The sequence below is a fragment of the Plantibacter sp. genome, from assembly GCF_059073635.1.
The window spans coordinates 20,853-38,096 of record NZ_JCACOF010000009.1; the positions used below are offsets into that span (position 1 = coordinate 20,853).

18 protein-coding genes and 2 pseudogenes are annotated in these 17,244 nt (G+C 68.3%); 12 read left to right on the top strand and 8 right to left on the bottom strand.

Features of this window, described 5'->3' with window-relative positions:
- Positions 1-7 precede the first annotated feature (7 nt).
- Complete coding sequence (locus AC5JOC_RS10080; RefSeq protein ID WP_124769241.1) at positions 8-442, bottom strand: hypothetical protein; 435 nt, start codon at positions 440-442, stop codon at positions 8-10.
- On the opposite strand from AC5JOC_RS10080, the gene AC5JOC_RS10085 reads away from it, so the two are divergent.
- Positions 441-821, top strand: coding sequence for an alpha/beta fold hydrolase (locus AC5JOC_RS10085; protein ID WP_494246386.1), 381 nt, complete (start codon positions 441-443; stop codon positions 819-821). The genes AC5JOC_RS10080 and AC5JOC_RS10085 overlap by 2 nt on opposite strands.
- An 80-nt stretch (positions 822-901) precedes the next feature.
- On the opposite strand, the gene AC5JOC_RS10090 is transcribed toward AC5JOC_RS10085, so the two are convergent.
- The gene (locus AC5JOC_RS10090; protein WP_494246387.1) at positions 902-1,786 is read right to left on the bottom strand and encodes an SDR family NAD(P)-dependent oxidoreductase; all 885 of its coding nucleotides are present in this window, start codon (positions 1,784-1,786) and stop codon (positions 902-904) included.
- A gap of 137 nt (positions 1,787-1,923) precedes the next feature.
- Here AC5JOC_RS10090 and AC5JOC_RS10095 point away from each other — a divergent pair, with 137 nt between their 5' ends.
- Complete coding sequence (locus AC5JOC_RS10095; protein ID WP_494246388.1) at positions 1,924-2,466, top strand: TetR/AcrR family transcriptional regulator; 543 nt, start codon at positions 1,924-1,926, stop codon at positions 2,464-2,466.
- Positions 2,467-3,066: 600 nt separating this feature from the next.
- Positions 3,067-3,291 (top strand): hypothetical protein, encoded by a 225-nt coding sequence (locus tag AC5JOC_RS10100; RefSeq protein ID WP_494246389.1) that lies wholly within the window; start codon positions 3,067-3,069, stop codon positions 3,289-3,291.
- Between the two features lie 66 nt (positions 3,292-3,357).
- Here the strand turns inward: AC5JOC_RS10100 and AC5JOC_RS10105 are convergent, their stop codons facing one another.
- The 3 genes and pseudogenes from AC5JOC_RS10105 to AC5JOC_RS10115 all read right to left on the bottom strand — a co-directional run.
- Entirely contained in the window at positions 3,358-4,302 is a 945-nt protein-coding gene (locus AC5JOC_RS10105; protein WP_494246390.1) for a GNAT family N-acetyltransferase, read from the bottom strand.
- A 104-nt stretch (positions 4,303-4,406) separates the two neighbouring features.
- Positions 4,407-4,736, bottom strand: coding sequence for a LysR substrate-binding domain-containing protein (locus AC5JOC_RS10110; RefSeq protein ID WP_494246391.1), 330 nt, complete (start codon positions 4,734-4,736; stop codon positions 4,407-4,409).
- An 85-nt stretch (positions 4,737-4,821) separates the two neighbouring features.
- Positions 4,822-5,313 (bottom strand): annotated as a pseudogene (locus AC5JOC_RS10115) (LysR family transcriptional regulator); the annotation flags it as partial.
- A gap of 149 nt (positions 5,314-5,462) precedes the next feature.
- Between AC5JOC_RS10115 and AC5JOC_RS10120 the strand changes: the two are divergent.
- From AC5JOC_RS10120 to AC5JOC_RS10145, 6 genes and pseudogenes are all read left to right on the top strand, one after another.
- Entirely contained in the window at positions 5,463-6,617 is a 1,155-nt protein-coding gene (locus AC5JOC_RS10120) for a tyramine oxidase subunit B (RefSeq protein WP_494246392.1), read from the top strand.
- A gap of 93 nt (positions 6,618-6,710) precedes the next feature.
- A complete protein-coding gene (locus AC5JOC_RS10125; RefSeq protein ID WP_124769246.1) occupies positions 6,711-7,970 on the top strand; it encodes an ammonium transporter in 1,260 nt (419 codons plus the stop codon).
- Positions 7,967-8,185, top strand: a pseudogene (locus AC5JOC_RS10130) (FAD-dependent oxidoreductase); the annotation flags it as partial. The gene AC5JOC_RS10125 and the pseudogene AC5JOC_RS10130, both read left to right, overlap by 4 nt.
- Positions 8,186-8,234: 49 nt before the next feature.
- On the top strand, positions 8,235-9,122 hold the full coding sequence (locus AC5JOC_RS10135; RefSeq protein ID WP_494246393.1) for an FAD-dependent oxidoreductase: 888 nt from the start codon (positions 8,235-8,237) through the stop codon (positions 9,120-9,122).
- Entirely contained in the window at positions 9,119-10,351 is a 1,233-nt protein-coding gene (locus AC5JOC_RS10140) for an allantoate amidohydrolase (protein ID WP_494246394.1), read from the top strand. Before AC5JOC_RS10135 ends, AC5JOC_RS10140 begins: the two co-directional genes overlap by 4 nt.
- 32 nt (positions 10,352-10,383) lie before the next feature.
- Positions 10,384-11,097, top strand: a complete 714-nt coding sequence (locus AC5JOC_RS10145; protein ID WP_494246395.1) for an HAD family hydrolase — start codon at positions 10,384-10,386, stop codon at positions 11,095-11,097.
- Between the two features lie 78 nt (positions 11,098-11,175).
- On the opposite strand, the gene AC5JOC_RS10150 is transcribed toward AC5JOC_RS10145, so the two are convergent.
- The 3 genes from AC5JOC_RS10150 to AC5JOC_RS10160 all read right to left on the bottom strand — a co-directional run bounded on the left by AC5JOC_RS10150 (position 11,176) and on the right by AC5JOC_RS10160 (position 13,886).
- Positions 11,176-11,664, bottom strand: a complete 489-nt coding sequence (locus AC5JOC_RS10150) for a DUF4396 domain-containing protein (protein ID WP_494246396.1) — start codon at positions 11,662-11,664, stop codon at positions 11,176-11,178.
- A 93-nt stretch (positions 11,665-11,757) separates the two neighbouring features.
- Entirely contained in the window at positions 11,758-12,654 is an 897-nt protein-coding gene (locus tag AC5JOC_RS10155; protein WP_494246397.1) for an esterase/lipase family protein, read from the bottom strand.
- A 26-nt stretch (positions 12,655-12,680) separates the two neighbouring features.
- On the bottom strand, positions 12,681-13,886 hold the full coding sequence (locus AC5JOC_RS10160) for an ROK family protein (protein WP_426736799.1): 1,206 nt from the start codon (positions 13,884-13,886) through the stop codon (positions 12,681-12,683).
- A 225-nt stretch (positions 13,887-14,111) separates the two neighbouring features.
- Between AC5JOC_RS10160 and AC5JOC_RS10165 the strand changes: the two genes are divergently transcribed.
- Genes AC5JOC_RS10165 through AC5JOC_RS10175 form a run of 3 tightly spaced genes read left to right on the top strand, consistent with a single transcriptional unit; the run spans position 14,112 to position 17,211 of the window.
- Positions 14,112-15,410: an extracellular solute-binding protein gene (locus AC5JOC_RS10165; RefSeq protein WP_192018012.1), complete on the top strand. Its 1,299-nt coding sequence runs from the start codon at positions 14,112-14,114 to the stop codon at positions 15,408-15,410.
- Positions 15,407-16,318 (top strand): carbohydrate ABC transporter permease, encoded by a 912-nt coding sequence (locus tag AC5JOC_RS10170; protein WP_079002413.1) that lies wholly within the window; start codon positions 15,407-15,409, stop codon positions 16,316-16,318. Before AC5JOC_RS10165 ends, AC5JOC_RS10170 begins: the two co-directional genes overlap by 4 nt.
- A complete protein-coding gene (locus AC5JOC_RS10175) occupies positions 16,318-17,211 on the top strand; it encodes a carbohydrate ABC transporter permease (RefSeq protein WP_085510777.1) in 894 nt (297 codons plus the stop codon). Before AC5JOC_RS10170 ends, AC5JOC_RS10175 begins: the two co-directional genes overlap by 1 nt.
- The last annotated feature ends 33 nt before the right edge of the window (positions 17,212-17,244 follow it).

Sequence of the window (17,244 nt, forward strand, 5' to 3'; positions counted from 1 at the left end):
TCAGGAGTCAGCCGTTCGCCTTCACGACGACGATGGCTGAGCCGCTCGGTCTCACCTCCAGCACGGTGTAACCGGCAGCCCTCGCATCGGCGGCGCTCGGGAACGACAACCGGGCCTGATAGATCGGATCGGGGAACCCGTAGCGACGCAGCTTCTCGACGCGGACGTCCTCGGCGAGCGGAATGTGCATCGTGGTGCGCACCTGCTCCCGCAGCTCCTGCTGGCAGACCGAATCCACGCCTGCGTAGCCGCAGACGGACACGTCACCTTCGAGGAACGAGCTGTAGCTGCCTTGAAACGACCCCAGTAGCGCGACGACGAGGACGACGAAGCCGGCCATACAGCCGATGGCTACCCCGAGCGTTCCCAGCACCTGACGCACGGTCCGTGGTTTACGAGACCATCCGTCGTCTGATTCCGCGAGAAGATCGTCGATCGTCATGCGCCCACACCGGGACGTCCCGTTCGCAAATCGATCGGAAGCGGCGGCGGAGCTCGGTGACGGGCCGCTCGAACGTGCCTGGGTCGAGGATCTGGAGGAGACAGTCGACGGTTTGGTCCCACGTTTCGACGCGGACGTCATGCAGACGACGATCGAGGCGGTCCGGGAGCCTCGCTGGCGCGAGTGGGAGAGCATCGAGGTGCCCACCCTCATGGTCTACGCAGACGGAGGAATGTTCACCGAGGAACAGAAGTCGGCATTCGTAGGCCGAGGCAGGCGCGTCCGGCGCGTCGATCTCAGCGGCGCATCGCACGATGCGCATCTCGATGCGCATGAGCAGTGGGTCGAGGCGCTCCGTACCTTCATCGATGCGCAGTGAGATGACACGCACCGCATCAGGTCGGGCTCATCTCTCCGAACGTGCCGGCTCGACGAGGCGGGCACCGGGCTCGCCTCGCGTCAGGCTCCGACGTCGATGGGTACGCCAGCGAGGTCCTCGACCTGCCGCCAGAGGGACGACGCCGCGTCGCCCGCCGGCGTGGCAGTCCTGGCCGGTGGAACGATGGCGACGGGAGCGCCCCGAAGTCGGCCGACCGGCGAGAAGTACTCGCCGCCCCGGACTTCGGGATCCGTGAGCGCCCTGACCGCGGACCAAGCGGCGGTGTCCTTCCCTTGTGCCCAAGGCGTGTAGGGATTCCGCTGATATGGAGTCGTGTCGTCGCGGACGCCAGGTCGCTCCGGAGTCTTCGCGTCGACGCCGACACCGGGCCGGGTCACGACCGATGCGGCGGGCAGTCCGGCCGCTCGGAGCCTGCGGTCGAGCTCGAAGGCGAACACCTCCGTCGCGGTCTTGGCCTTGGTGTAGGCCACGACCCCGATCGCGGGCACCTGGCGGAGGTCGTCAACGCCGACACGCAGCAGTTGGACGAACCCGGTCGAGGTGTGGACGATCCGAGCCACCGTGCCATGATCCACGGCCGTGGCGACCAATGTCGGGAGCAACCTGGCCAGCAGTCGGGCATTGGCGGCCACATGGGTGCCGAGCAGGAGGGGCAATCCATCCGCAGTCAGCTCGCGTCGGTTCATGCTCATCGCACCGCCGTTGAGCAGGACGGCGTCGAGACGGGGAAGCAGGGCGAGTTCGGCAGCTGCCTCGTCGACGGCGGTGAGCGAGCCGAGCTCGAGTGCCACGTGGCGGACCCGGGCCTGCGGGACTCGGCTCCGAATGGAGGTGGCGGCCCGTCGCAGCTTGTCATGCGATCGGGAGGCGAGCACGACGTCCGCGCCAGCGGCAGCGAGCTGCTCTGCGGCGAAGTACCCGATTCCGGCGGTGGAACCGGTCACGACGATGGTTCGTCCGGTCTGGTCTGGCAAGCGGGTGGGGTCCCAGGTCATACTGTCCTCACTTCTTAAGCGGATGATCTATCCGTTTGGACCATAGCACAAGCGGATAGGCCATCCGTTTGGCGTAGAGTGGTCCTATGGCCGCTCTCCGTTCCGACGCAGCACGTAGCCGGGCGAACATCCTCGATGTCGCCCGGACCCACGACCGCGCGACGCTTCGACTCAACGACGTCGCCCGCGAGGCCGGGGTCGGGGTCGGAACCGTCTACCGGCACTTCCCGACGGTCCACGCACTCATCGAAGCGCTGTCAGCCGACGCGCTCGACGCGATGCTCGAGACCTCTCGGCGTGCCGCAGCCGAGCCGGATCCGGGCGATGGGCTGGCGCTCTACCTCGGTTCGGCACTCAGGCTGCAGCTCGAGGACGGCGGTCTGCAGACGGTGCTCCTCTCGCCGGAGGACGAGGCCGACTCCGTGCGGAACGTCAAACGCGAGATCTTCGAATCCTTCACGACCGTCCTCGAGGCGGCCCGCGCCGCGGGTGCCGTCCGCGCCGATCTCACGGTCGATCGCCTGTCGCACCTCGTGTGCGGAATCGAGCACGCGGTGCGGCTCGGTACTCCCGAAGACCTGCCCCTCCTCCTGCAGGTGATGCTCGACGGGCTGAAGCCTCGACCGTGATCACCGGCTCAGCCCCGATGGACCCGACTTCGGCGAACTCGGCCGCGCCGTGCGGACGGTTCTGGGCGGCCCTGTCGCCTTCCCCCGGCACGCGGTCGGCGTAAGGTCGGCACATGCACCCCGAGCGAACCCGCCAGCCGGCCCTGCGGCGAGCACCATCGAGGCCGCCGGCCGCGTCATCCACGGCGGCAGCCTGGAACGCCTTCCTGCTTCGAGCCGAGGCGAGAGCGTGGATCAGTGCCATCGGAACAAGGACGAGCGACAGCCCGAAGTCTCCGACGTCGCACTGGAGGTCCTGCTCCGGGAGTACCGAGCGACCTGCGCGCTTGCTCGCTCGGGCTCGCCGCCGTCCGTGACGTTCGTCGTTTCCGCCACCCTGTCCGTGGCGACCGTGACGGTCCTTGAATTCGTACTCGGCGGAGGCAGAGCGGCTGGCAGCTCTGCGGCATCGTGGTTTTCATCGGAGTGCGTCGGTCGTGTTGCCGAGCGCCATCATCTTGCTCCTGCTGCAGGTCTCCGGGTACCGGATGACCCGTTCCATCGCGGCGTGGTCCGGTGCGACACCGCAGACCGCCGGCAAGCCGGAGGCCCCCACCAGACGTGGCGGACACCGTCGACCGTCGGGAAGCGGTGGCGTCGCGCGCGCTCTTCCTGACGGTCTCGGCGGTCGGGATCGCCGGCACGGTCGGTGAAGCCTTCTGGCTGTCCTCCGCCGAAAGCGGGTCGTTCGTGCTGCCGCTCCTCGTCGCTGCGGTCTTGCAGCTGATCATCTGGCTCGCGGTCTGCTCCGGGGTCGTCCGCGTGCTGCGGTCGTCGCGGGTCTGACGAGCGCGGCGGTCGACCGTGTCGCGGTGCTCAGCTGACACGGTCGGAACCGAGCCCGGGGCGAACCTACTGCTCGTGCACGATCCGAACGCGCGTGACCGAGAAACCGGCTCGTTCGAACGCGCCACGCATCGGCGTGTTCGCGGCATCCGTGGTGCCGACGATCCGGTCCTGTCCCGACCCGTGGTGCACGTGGACCATCTCCGCCAGGAGGTCGTGCACGTAACCGTGTCCGCGATGCTCGGGGAGCACGCCCAGGTAACTGATGCTCGCGTCGTACGCCGTCCTCGTCGGGATGATGAATCCCACGATCGTCCCGTCGAGGAGCTCAGCGACCCGCCAGGCGTCGCGTTCGCCGGGGAGCGATCGGTAGAACGCCAGGTCGTCGTCCGCGAGCGCCTCGAGCCCTTCGCGCGCGACCATGTCCTGCGTGTGCGCATCGAGGGTGCCGGTCGCGACCAGGGCGAACAGCTCATGGAACGCGTCGTCCGGGGCGGCGACGAAACGGAGGCGCTGCGATCGTGCCGGCACCGGATCGGAGCTGGACCTCGCGAAACTGACCCGCTCGGTCGTGCGCGAGAACCCGCCCGCGCGTGCAGCCTCGTGGCGCCACCGCACCGCCTCCACGCTCGCAGCGTCATCCGCCCAGGCAGGGGAGACGTCGACGTTGAACTCCAGTGCGGGACCTGCGCCGAAGGCGTCCAGTCCAGCGCGGATGAGCGCAGCGCCGACACGTTCGGGCTCCGCGACTTCGACCGTGGTGGTGAGGCAGTCGAGTGTGGCGGGCCGGTTCGCGTCCGCCTGGCCCCACCAGAGTGCTCGTGCCACCGGGCGACCGTCCTGCTCGGCGATCCACGACCATTCCGGCCGATAGTTCCGACTCGCGAGTTCGGCGGTCAGCCGCTCCGGATCGACCCAGGCGACGGGTTCGTCGCAGCTCCACGCTTGCAGGAGGGGGACGTCGTCCGGGGTGGCTCGGCGGATGGTGAAGTCGTCGCGGGTGTCGGTCATCGGTTCCAGCTTGGACAGGCGCGACTCGTTTGTCCAGGCCGGGCAGGAACACCTGGGCTACGCCGCCGAGACGGGAGGCGGACGCGCGGTGTTCGAGTGGGCGTTCACCCGAGCTGTGCGGCCGCGTCGCGGAGACAGGCGATGAACGCGTCGTGGACCGGGCTCTCGTCCGTCCGTTCCTGACGAGCGGCCAGCAGGCGTGTCGTCGGCGACCCGGCGAGCGGCACGACGACGATCGACGGCGGCACCAGCTGCCGCACCGACTCGGGCAGGATCGTCGTACCGACGCCGGCCGCGACGAACCCGAGGGCGGTCTCCTGATGGACGACCTCCTCGACCACCTGGGTCCGACTCGACGTGCCGAGGACCTCCGCGACGCGGTCCACGAATCCCGGCATGAGCGCCCGCGGGTAGGAGATCATCGGGACGTCCATGAGCTCCTCCGCGGTGACCTCGGGTCGGCCCTGCCAACGGGTGACCGACCGGGAGGCACGCCACGAGACGCTCCTCGAAGACGACCTCGGTCGTGAGCGCGGGGGAGCTGTCGGACGGCGTCTGCGGGACCTCGTCACGGACGATCCCGACGTCGAGCGTGCCGTCGCGGAGCCGGTCGAACTGCTCTCCTGAGGTCAACGGCACCAGACGCAGCGTCACCCCGGGGCGGCTCGCCCGGAACAGCTGCACGACACCTGGGAGGACCGTGTAGTTGGCCGAACTCACGAACCCCGCGGTGAGCTCCCCGGCGAGACCGTCGACGAAGTCGCGCATCTCACCCCGGACCGTGTCGAGCTCCTCGACGATGTGTCGTGCCCGCGCCTGGAGATGTCGTCCAGCGGGGGTCAGCGCCACCCGCCTCGTCGAACGGTCGAACAGCGCGGTGCCGACCTCCTGCTCGAGTCGTGCGACCTGGACGCTCAGCGGTGGCTGCGACATGTGCAGCCGTCGGGCGGCGCGACCGAAATGGAGCTCCTCGGCGACGGCGAGGAAGTAGCGCAGCTGGCGGAGCTCCATCCCATCGACGATACGACCCTCGTATTACCGCGCTGTTTCGTCCAGATTGCGAGCGGAACGCTCTCAATCGAGGTTCGAATCGGTATTTGACCAGGACGATCGCGACCGTGTTCGCTGAGGACCACACACCCCGACCTGGAGGACCACCCGTGACCGCAGACGCTTCCCCGAACACCCGGATCGACATGCTCTACCTGAGCGAACCGGAGGTCATCGCCGCCGGCATGAAGGACATGGCCCACTGCATGGAGGTCATGGAGGAGGTGTTGGTGCTCGTCGCGAAGGGTGACTACCGGATGGCCGGCCCGACCGCCAACTCGCACGGAGCACCGATCGGGTTCCCCGCCACCTCACCGTTCCCCGGCATGCCGCTGGACGCCGCCGACCGTCGGTTCATGGCGATGCCCGCCTACCTCGGCGGGCGCTTCGACACCGCCGGTGTCAAGTGGTACGGGTCGAACGTCGACAACCGCGAGCGAGGCCTCCCGCGCTCCATCCACCTCATCGTGCTCAACGACAAGGACACCGGCGCGCCCTACGCGATCATGTCCGGCAACCTCGAGAGCGCCTACCGCACCGCTGCCGTGCCGGGAGCCGCCGCGAAGCTCCTGGCACCGGTGGACGCGAAGTCGCTCGGCATCATCGGGCCCGGCGCCATGAACAAGAGCGCCCTGCACGCCATGACCACCGCCCGTCCCTCGCTCGACACCATCCGCATCCACGGGCGCCGACGGTCGACCTCCGAGGCGTTCGCCGACTACGTCCGCGCGCACTACCCGCAGTTCACGACGATCGAGATCGCCGAGACGGTCGAGGCCGCCGTGCGTGACTCGGACATCGTCTCCGAGGCCGTCACCGGCCTGGTCGGCTCGGAGAACTACCCGTTCATCGACGGCGACTGGATCAAGCCGGGCGCCTTCCTCAGCCTGCCCGCCAACCTGCGCATGGACAAGGAGTACACGCTCTCCGGCAAGGCGCGCCTCATCGCGGACGCGAAGAAGATCTACGAGGCGTGGGCCGAGGAGTACCCGGCGCCGTCGCACGAGACCGCGTTCGGCATGATCGGCCTCTACTGGCAGGACCTCATCGGGACCGGCGATCTCGACGAGTCCCGCGTGGTGAACATCGGAGACGTCTTCGACGGGAACGCCGTCGGTCGCGAGTTCCCCGAGCAGCCGGTGCTCTTCAGCGTCGGTGGGATGGGCGTCGAGGACGTCGCGTGGGCGAAGACGATCTACGAGAACGCCGTCGAGCAGGGGATCGGCACGAAGCTCAACCTCTGGGACGCCCCCGACCTGGCCTGAACGCCGACCGGCATCGAGCACCGACACCTGTTCCACCCGAACCCGACGCCGTGGCCGCCCGGCCGCTGTGCACCTCGAACGATGGAGTGATTTGTGGACGCTGGAAACGTCGCCTGGATCCTGACGAGCTCGGCGCTCGTCGCCCTCATGATCCCGGCCCTGGCTCTGTTCTACGGCGGGATGGTCTCGTCCCGCCGCATCCTCAACATGATGATCATGTGCTTCGGCGGGGCCAGCCTCGTCGCGCTGCTCTGGGTGGCCTTCGGGTACTCGCTCGTCTTCGGTGACTCCGTCGGCGGGCTCGGACTCATCGGGAACCCGTTCGAGTTCGCGGGGCTCGACCAGGCACTCGTCGACGACCCCGATGCCGGCATCCCGCTCGCGCTCTTCGCGGCGTTCCAACTGCTGTTCGCGGGGGTGACGACGGCACTCGTCGCGGGTGCCGCCGCCGGTCGCATGAAGTACGGCGCGTGGTTGTTGTTCGCCGGGCTCTGGGCGACGTTCGTGTACTTCCCGATCGCGCACTGGGTGTTCGCCTTCTCGAACGACACGGCGACCGGTGGATGGATCGCGAACACCCTCGGTGCCGTCGACTTCGCCGGCGGGACGGCCGTGCACATGAACGCCGGCATCGCGGCGCTCGCACTGGCCCTGGTGCTCGGCAAGAGCAAGGACTGGGGCGGTAAGCTCCGCCCGCACAACCGCCCGCTCGTCCTCGTCGGCGCCGGGTTGCTCTGGATCGGTTGGTACGGCTTCAACGCCGGCTCGGCGCTGGCAGCCGGCAATGCGGCGAGCGTCGTGTTCCTCAACACCACCGTCGCCGCCTGTGCCGGCCTCATCGGCTGGTCCATCGTCGATCGACTCCGACACGGAGCGGTCACGAGCCTCGGCAGTGCATCGGGGATCATCGCCGCCCTCGTGGCGATCACCCCCGCCTGCGGCGCCGTCTCGCCCATCGGTGCGATCATCATCGGGGCCATCGCGGGCGTCGTCTGCTGCCTCGCCATCGAGTGGAAGTTCCGGCTCGGGTTCGATGACTCCCTCGACGTCGTCGGGGTCCACCTCGTCGGAGGCATCATCGGGACGCTCCTCATCGGGGTGTTCGCGACGGATGCGGCTCCGAACGGACGCTCCGGTCTGCTCTACGGCGGCGGATTCGAACTCCTCGGCGTGCAGACGATCGCGACCGTCGCGGTCCTCGCCTATTCGTTCATCGTCACCTGGGTGATCGCGAAGGTGATCCAGATCACCATCGGTCTGCGGATCCCCGAGGAGCACGAGGTCGCCGGGATCGACGAGCACGCCCACGCCGAGCGCGCCTATGAGGACGAAGACCAGGAAGCACGCGCATGACGAGCGTCATCGTCATCGGAGCCGGGCTCGCCGGTGCTGCGGCGGCCTGGCGCCTGGCCCAGGCCGGGCACGACGTCACCGTCCTCGAGCGGAGTCGCCCGGCCAACGAGTGGGGATCGTCCCACGGATCGGCCCGGATCTTCCGCTACGCCTACCCGGAGGCGTCCTACACCCGTCTCGTCCTCGCGGCGGCGTCTGGGTGGGACGAGCTCGGCCTGGAGCACGGGCGTCCGCTGATCACGCAGACGGGTGCGCTCGACTTCGGTGACGACCCGTCGCCCGGAGCACCTCGCGTCGGTGCTGGCCGAGCACGGCATCGATCACGAGCTGCTTTCCCGGGACGAAGCCAGAGCCCGCTGGGACATCGGCTTCGACACGCCCACCCTGTGGCATCCGGGAGCCGGCGTGATCGACGCGGAGCAGGCGGTGATGGCGATGCTCGAATCCGCCGTCCGCGCCGGGGCCACGGTCCTGAACGATCAGCCGGTCGAGCGGGTCGAGCGGACTGCCACCGGGTACCGGGTGCTCGGATCTCGGGGCAGGGCGTTCGATGCGGAGCAGGTGGTCGTCGCAGCCGGCGGCTGGCTTCCGGACCTCCTCGGCGACCTCGCGCTGCCGGGCGGGTTCCTCGACGCGTTCCCGGCCCTCGAGGTCAGTCAGGAGCAGGCGTACCACTTCCCGTATCGGGACCGGATCGGCGTCGACGCGGAAGATCCGGCGCGATCCGGTTCAGTGTGGCCCACCTTCATCCACAAGTCCGAGCGGATGCAGGTCTACGGGCTCCCCGGTGGGCGCGACGCCGAGTGGCGTGGTCAGAAGGTCGCCGAGTACAACGGCGGCAGGCGCATCCCCTCGGCCGCCGATCATGACGGCCTCGTCGACGACGCGAACCGCCGACGGGTCGTCGCCTACGTCCGAGAGTTCCTCCCGAGCCTCGTTCCGGAACCGTATGCCGAGACGACCTGCCTGTTCACGAACACCCCGACGGAGGACTTCGTCATCGACCGTGTCGACGGGATCACGGTCCTGGCGCCCTGCTCCGGCCACGGTGCCAAGTTCGCCCCGCTCATCGGCGAATACGCCCTTGCGCTGGTCGAGGGCCGAGACGATGTGCCGGCGATGTTCCGGCCGAGCCTGGCAGCCGTCCGGTGACGCACGACACCGTTGTCTCCCTCCTGGACGAGGTCGCGGGGATCGGTCGGGATCAGCGTCGGGGAGGCTACTCGAGGCCCGTCTACTCCTCCGCCGAACTCGAGCTGCGGGAGTGGTTCGTCGGTCAGGCCGAGCGCCGTGGCCTCGACGTGGACATCGACGGCAACGGGGTCATCCGCGCCTGGTGGCATGTGCCGTCACGTTCGACGGCGGGTGCGGTGGTCACCGGGAGCCATCTCGACTCGGTCCCGGGCGGTGGCGCCTACGACGGACCACTCGGGGTCGCATCGGCGCTGATCGCGATCGACCACCTGCGCTCGCGAGGCGTCGAGCCGACCAAGCCGATCGTCGTCGCCGTCTTCCCGGAGGAGGAAGGCTCGCGCTTCGGCGTCGCGTGCCTCGGCTCGCGTCTCCTCACCGGTGCGATCAGTCCGGAGCGGGCGCTGGCCCTGCGCGACGTGGAGGGCGACACGTTCGCCGAGGTCCTCGCACGCAATGGTGTCGATCCGCAGGGTGTGGGGCCCGATCCGGCCGGGCTCGGAGCGATCGACGCGTTCGTCGAGCTCCACGTCGAGCAGGGGCGGGCACTGGTCGACCTCGATCGCCCGGTCGCGATCGGCTCGAGCATCCTCGGGCATGGACGGTGGCGGGTGTCGATCCGCGGCGAAGGGAACCATGCGGGGACGACGCTCATGCAGGATCGACGGGACCCGCTCGTCGCGGCTGCGCGGATGATCACCGAGATCCGCACGATCGGACGGGCCACGCCGGACGCTCGGGCGACCGTCGGCCGGGTGCTCCCGTTGCCGGGAGGCACGAACGTGATCGCGTCGAGCGTGGACTTCTGGATCGACGTCCGTCATCCCGACGACGTCGTGACCGCCGCGATCGTGGCAGGGATCACCGAACGCCTGTCGCTCGTCGCAGCGGAGGAGGGATGCGAGGCCGCGATCACCGAGGAGTCGTTCAGCGCCACGACCGACTTCGACCCGTTCCTCCGCGGGCGCCTCGAACGGATGCTGCCGGAGGCGCCCGTGCTCGGTACCGGAGCGGGGCACGACGCCGGAGTGCTCGCGTCGCACGTGCCGACCGCGATGCTCTTCGTCCGGAACCCGACCGGCGTCTCCCATTCGCCGGAAGAGCACGCCGAGGACGCCGACGCCGAGGCCGGTGCCGTGGCACTCGCGGATGTCCTGGAGGGACTGGCGGTCGGCGTCGGCACCACCTGAGCAGGAGCCACCGGCCTCGACGGATCCGGCCGATGTCAGCCGACCGTGTGAGACTCGACCTCGTGCACGAGAACGGATCCACGACCATCGACGCGGTGTGCTGGGACTGGAACGGCACGCTCCTCGACGACGTCGAGGTGGCGCTTGCCGCGATGAACACCGTTCTCCGGCAGCGCGGTCTTGCCGAGATATCCGACCAGGAGGCGTATCGGGCGGTGTTCGGCTTCCCCATCCGGGCCTTCTACGCCCGGCTCGGTGTCGATGCAGCCGACTTCCTGGAGGCGGCCGACGAATACCTCGCGCTGTTCGCGGCCGGTGTGGGATCGGCGTCGCTCCAACCGCAGGCCCGCGCGACCCTTGCGGCGATCGACGTGCTCGGCGTCGAGCAGGTCCTCATCTCGGCGACCCCGGAGGTCACCCTCGAGCGTCAGCTGGCTCCCCACTCGCTGCACGGTCATTTCGCACACGTCCACGGCATCACCGATGTCTATGCGGCGTCGAAGGAGCATGTCGTGACCGCGTGGTTGGAGGACTCGGGCCATGATCCCCGGCGCGTGTTGATGGTCGGCGACACCAATCATGACGAGGAGATCGCCGAAGCGCTCCAGGTGCGGTTCCTGCGATTCGACGGTGGTCACCAGGACGCGCCTTCGCATCGACGTCACCCGGTCATCAGCAGCCTCGGCGAGATCGTCGGCAGTCTCACCCCGTCGCCGGAGGCACTGCGAGACCTCCGCCGACGATGAAGCAGGCAGGCCCCGTCGACGACAACGCGCCGTCCGAATGACAGTCGCAGACCGCGAGGTCGGAGGCCCATCATGGCCTCAGTGGTGGAGTCCGTGGACGACGGCGTGCCCCTTGCCGCGGCCGATCAGCCAACGGTTGACCGGTGTGGTGACGATGAAGGCCAGGGCGAGAGCGGCGACCAGGGAGCCCCAGAAGAGGCCGCTGGTGAGGCCGGCGTCCATCGCTCCGGGGATGGCGAGCATCGCGGTGTTGTCGATGATCTCCATGACCGCGATCGACACGGTGTCCGCCGCCAGGGCGACACCGAGGGCGGCGCGCCAGGACAGTCCCGCGCGGCGCACGCCGCGCATCGTGAGCGCGTAGCCGAAGACGAAGGCCAGTGCGATCGAGAGCACCACGGTCCCGAGATTGTGCAGTCCGAGGCCGGTGCCGATCACCATGCCCAGCACTTCGCCGATGGCACATCCGGTGAGGCAGTGGAGGGTGGCGGTGGCGGCCATCCGCCAGGAGGTCGCATTGTCGGCTGCTGGGCCGTGGTGGTGGTGGTGGTGGGTCTGGTCGCTCATGAGCACTCCTCCGGTTCGTCCAAGAGGTCGAACGATACCCCTCGGGGGTATATTCCGGAGTGCTGGTCCGCTCACACGGGCATCGACGCCGACTCAGGACGTGAGCGCCTCGTCGACCACGGCGAAGACCTCGGGATCCCAGGTGAGAGCGCGCTCCCACGGGAGGTCGAAGGCGTCGGCGAAGAAGATGCTGTGGACGTCGTCTTCGAAGGAACGGCGGACCACGCGGGGGAGCACGTCGACCGGGACGTCATCGGCTCGGGCGCTTCGCAGGGCCACCAGACCGTCGTGTGGCCACAGCTGTCGCGGCTCGGCTGCCGTGTGGAAGTGACCCGCCCCGACTGCGGTGACGGCGACGCCATCGAGGAAGCCGGCCTGTGTCGTGTTCCACTCGCGCAGGAACCGGCGTGAGACCTCGTCGGCAGCGCCCTGAGAGTTCTCGGCGGCATAGCCGCTCGACCGCTCGAGGATCGTCGCGGTCCCCTCATCGCCGTGGGCGTCGTGGACCGAGACCTCGCCGGTGAGCACGTCGCCGAGGAGCGATCCCTCCCATGGGGTGCCGAGGGTGACGAGCCGGCCGATCGATGGGCCGGAGCCGCGCAGTTCGCGGATCGCGGCACGAGAGAAGAGACCGCCCATGGAGTGTGCGACGAGGTCGACGCTCGCGAAGCCGTGTTCGTCGGACAACCACCGCAGGAACGCGGCCAGGCTCGTCCCGCCGGCGTCGATCCCACCGACGGCGTTGACGGTCACCTCGGCGGGCAGCACGATCGGGACGTCGGCGAACCCCTGCCAACCCGTGTCCTCGTGCACCTCCCCGGCACCGATGCGTGCCGGTGCGGTGAAGACCGGAACCTCCCGCCCGAGCAGGTGCGCTCTCAGTGCGGTGAGGGTGTTCCCGGCGGCGAGGCCGGAGCCTGCGGCATGGTCCGGACCCGTGAACGGGGTCACGGCGGCACCCCCTGACACGAGGACGATCGCATCGGCCATGGTGCTCCTTCCGGCTGGCTACGACGTCAGCGTACTGGTCGGGCGAGGTCGATCCGCAGTGCGTTGCGACGCACGTCGTCGATCGCGGTCGCGACAGCACCCTGCGCCACCATGTCGGCACCGAGCTCCGACGCGACGAGCAAGGGAGGTTCCGCGCTCATGTAGCCGGGGATGCGCTCCGACGCGACCTCGAGCAGCTGCGACATCGACGGAGCGATCCCGCCGGCGAACACGATGCGCTCGACGTCGAGCAACCCGCCCAGGACGGCGCTCATCCGCGCGATGCGATCACCCATCCGGCGCACCAGGTCGAGCGCGACCGTGTCGCCCTGATCTGCTGCAGCGAGGACGGACTGCGCGTCCACCTGCGCGACCGGTATGCGGCTGAGCGGGCTGCTCTCCGGGAGCCCGCCGCTCTCGCGGTACTCGCGACCCCAGTCGCGCAGGAGCGCGGCGATGCCTCGCGACGAACCGACGCCGTCGACGAGGTCGAGGAGGTGCAGCTCGCCCGCCCGGCCGCGACCGCGGACGAGACGACCGTCGACGACGTATCCGGCTCCGAGCCGCTCACCGGTGACCACCGTGATGTAGGAGTCGACACCGACGCCGGCGCCGATCGCGCCCTCGGCGACGGCGGCGAGGTTCGCGTCGTTGTCGGTGACGACCGCGCAGCCGTGGTCGCGGATGCGCTCACCGAGCCGAGGGTTCATCCGATCCCAGAAGACGTTGCCCTCGGGTGATCGCCCGAGCGCGTCGATGGGGGCCGGGACGCCGAGCACGATGCAGAGCGGCGGCTTCGGTCCGCACTGTCGCAGGACCTCGTCGATCGCCGCGTCGACGGCGTCGACCCGCGCCTCAGCGGTGGCCGCCGGATCGACGGTGTGGTGCGACCTCGCGAGTTCCCGACCGCGCAGGTCTGCAGCGATGGCGGTGATGGAGTGGGCTCCGGCGTCGACACCGACGACGATCCCGGCGTCGATGCGCAGCTCGTAGCGTCGGGCGGGGCGACCTTTCCGATAGGCGGCACCAGCCTGACGTGCGTCATCGAGCTCCGTCAGCCAACCCAGTCCGATGAGTTCGTCGGAGAGCGTGATCGCCGTCGATCGTGACAACCCGGTGGCGGTGATGACGTCGGCCGCGGTGAACGCGGACGTCGCCCAGGCGTGATCGAGGACGGCGGTGATGCTGGAGGAGCGCGGCTCCGATGCCCGCTCCGTCGTCGTCGCTTCCATGACCGACAACGATATCCACGATCCGAGGGCCCGCGTGGACACCGTGCCGCGGAGGCACTGCACCGTGCGCAGAACCGTGAACGATCACGGTGTCCTACCCGTGGATGTCGTGATGGAACCGGTGCTTGACCAGACGTCGAACGGATGGCAGAGTTTCCGTCATCAGTTGATTTACTCTCTGTATTTAGTCAGCGGATCCATCGAGGGCTCCGCGGAAGGACAATGATGTCGAACCCACTGAAACGCGCGATACGCGCCACGGCCGGAGTGGCGGGTGTGGCGCTCCTGGCCAGCGTCCTCGTCGGTTGCTCGAGTGATGGCCGGGAGACCATCCACTTCACGTTCAGCAAGCGTGAGGCGTTCACCTTCATGAACCAGGCCGTCGCGGACTACAACGCCTCGCAGCAGCAGTACGAGGTCGTCATGGACACCTCGGGGCCCGATCCGCTCGCGGCGAGCTTCGTCCGTGGCAACCCGCCGGACCTCATGCTCTCGAACTACAACCACGAGGTGTCGCGTTTCGTCGAACGGTGCGCGCTCTCCGACCTGTCCGACACGACAGCGGCGGCGTCCATCCGCGACGACCTCCAGCCGTTGCTCGACCAGTACGGCGTGTGCGAGGGACGCACGAGTGCATTGCCCTACTCGGTGATGGCCGCTTCGGTCATCTACAACAAGACGATCTTCGCCGAGTACGGCCTCGAGGTGCCGACGACGTGGAGTGAACTGATCGCCGTCTCCGACACGCTGAAGGCGGCCGGCGTGGCGCCGTTCTACGCGACGTTCGCCGATGCCTGGACCGCCAACCAGGGCTGGTTCGACTACTCGGTCGGTGGCGCCGTCGACATCCCGGACTTCTACGACCGGCTCGCGGAGGAAGGCACCGAGGTGGGACCGGATGCTCCGGTCTCCTTCGAGAAGGACTTCCTGGAGCCCGTCGAGAAGATGCAGCTGCTCGCCAAGGAGTACACGCAGGCCGATGCGCCGAGTCGCACCTACGACGCCGGCAACGTCGCCTTCGCCGAGGGTGAGGGCGCCATGTACCTGCAGGGCCCGTGGGCGTTCAGCCAGATCGCACTCACCGCACCCGATCTCGACCTCGGGACGTTCCCGCTGCCGATGACCGAAGACCCGAAGGACCTCAAGGTCCGGGTGAACCTCGACCTCGTCACCATCATCCCCGAGGAGGCGAAGAACCCCGAGGGTGCCCGCGACTTCCTCGAGTACCTCTTCCAGCCGGAGGTCATCCAGGCCTACAACGAATCGCAGCTCGGGTTCGTCCCGACCGACGACGGCAAGGCTCCCGACGACCCGCGCGTCGCGGGCATGATCCCGTACTACGACGCCGGCGCGTTCTACCAGGGCCCGGGCGTGCTCAACCCCCGCGCCATCCCGACCGAGAACTACGCGCAGTCGCTGGTCCTCGGCACCGACGCGGCGTCGATGCTCCGCACCATGGACGCGGACTGGGCACGACTCGCGTTCCGACAGCCGCCCGTCACGAGCAAGGAGGGTTCCGAATGAGCGCCACCACATCGATCGTGACCGGGGGCAACCCGAAGGTCCGACGCAGCACCAAACGGGTCGAACCGATCTACTACTTCTTCCTGTTCCCAGCCGTCATCCTGTTCACACTCGCGATCACGCTCCCCGGCGTCGTCGGCATCTTCTTCAGCTTCACCGACTCCATCGGGATCGGCGACTGGGAGTTCATCGGCTTCACGAACTACATCGCCGCGTTCAGCGACCCGGCCATCCTCACGAGCTTCCTCTTCACCTTCGGGTTCTCGCTCGTGACGGTCATCGCGGTGAACGTCATCGCGTTCCTGCTCGCGGTCGGCCTGACCGCGAAGATCCGCTTCAAGATGGGGCTCCGCGGGATCTTCGTCATCCCGATGGTCATCTCGGGCATCATCATCGCCTACGTGTTCCAGTTCCTCTTCATGAACTCGGTGCCGGCCGCCGGCTCGGCGCTCGGGATCCCGTTCCTCGAGACGAGCATCCTCTCCAACCCGGACCTGGCCTGGCTCGGCATCGTGATCGTGACGGCCTGGCAGTCGATCCCCGGCACGCTGCTCATCTACATCGCTGGTCTCCTCGCGGTCCCCGGCGACGTCTACGAGGCAGCGTCGCTCGACGGCGCGAACAAGCGCCAGCAGCTGCTGCGGATCACCCTGCCGCTGGTGATGGGATACGTCGTGATCAACGTGATCCTCGGCTTCAAGAACTACCTGAACGCCTACGACATCATCGTCGGCCTGACCAACGGTGGCCCGGGAACCTCCACGCGGAGCATCTCGATGACGATCATCCGCGGGTTCCAGACGGGTGACTACGCCTACCAGATGGCCACGGCCACCCTGTTCTTCATCATCACGATCATCATCGCCCTCGTGCAACTCTCGGCGACGCGCGGAAGGAACGCACTCTGATGGCCACGCCAACCGTGCTCAGCACCCAGTCCATCACCACGGCGAACGCCACCCCGAAGCAGCGGACCAGGGGAGAGCGGGTGAGCTGGTCGACGACGATCATCCTGCTGCTCTGCGCCGTGACCGTCCTCCTGCCGCTCTACGTGACGATCTCGATGGCGTTCAAGACCGACACCCAGTCGGTCGACGGCAACGCCTTCTCGCTCCCGGCACCGTTCAGCATCGACGGCTTCGTCCAGGCGTGGACGCTCACGAAGTTCCCGGTCGGCTTCGCGATGTCGCTCCTCGTCACCGCAGGGACCGTGGTCGCGACCATCATCCTCGCCTCCTTCGCTGCGTACGCCATCGTGCGCAACTGGGATCGCCGACTGTTCCGCTTCTCGTTCTTCTACCTGCTCGCCGCGATGTTCATCCCGTTCCCGGTCGTCGCCCTGCCGCAGATCCAGCTGACCGGTCGTGTCGGACTCGACAACCCGTTCGGGGTGATCATCCTCGCCACGATGTTCCAGCTGAGCTTCAGCGTGCTGCTGTTCACGGCGTTCCTGCGATCGATCCCGATCGAACTCGAGGAGAGCGCACGCATCGACGGTGCGAGCACCTGGCAGACGTTCTGGAGACTGATCTTCCCGCTCCTGGCTCCCATGAGCGCCACGGTCGGCATCTTCGCGTTCCTCTACGCCTGGAACGACTTCATGATGCCGTCGCTGATCATCTCGGACGCGGGACTCCAGACCCTCCCGGTGCGGCAGAACCTCTTCCAGACCCAGTTCAGCAGCAACTACAACGTCGCCTTCGCCTCGTACCTGATGGCGATGGCCCCCGCGATCATCGCCTACCTCTTCGCGCAGCGTTGGGTGATGTCGGGCGTCACCCAGGGTGCCGTCAAGGGGTGACCGGCCAGGCCGGGCGACCGACACCATCCCCTC